This is a genomic window from Cupriavidus sp. SIMBA_020 (assembly GCF_046535395.1).
In the GTDB taxonomy this organism is placed as follows: domain Bacteria; phylum Pseudomonadota; class Gammaproteobacteria; order Burkholderiales; family Burkholderiaceae; genus Cupriavidus; species Cupriavidus campinensis.
This window is the reverse complement of the sequence record NZ_JAWRWU010000591.1, coordinates 1-271: the sequence shown is the minus strand read 5'-3', so window position 1 is coordinate 271 and position 271 is coordinate 1. Positions and strand designations below refer to the sequence as shown.

Genomic DNA, 271 nt, shown 5'->3' with positions numbered 1-271 from the left:
CGCGTTGCCGGTCTATCCTTTCGATAGAACGCGGCATTGGGTGGAGCCCGTGATCGGTTTCGCGCGTCGCGGCTCGCGGCCGCTCGCGGCCACTGCGTCTGAAGTGACGAACGTGGAAACAGCATCCGATCTGGCGGCAGCAACGCGCGCTGCAGAACGGGAAAAGTTGGCAGACTCGGCGTCTACCGACAACCCTGTGGAAGACATGATCGCCGAGATCTACATAACGTATCTCGGGGTGGACAAAATTGATCGCCAGTTGTCGTTCTTC

Annotated in this window: 1 protein-coding gene; it reads left to right on the top strand. The window is 59.4% G+C overall.

Annotated elements, in window-relative coordinates; all coding sequences use genetic code 11:
- Positions 1 to 40: 40 nt before the first annotated feature.
- Positions 41 to 271: hypothetical protein (locus tag SB751_RS30650; protein ID WP_410749105.1), on the top strand; the 231-nt coding region annotated here is incomplete at its 3' end.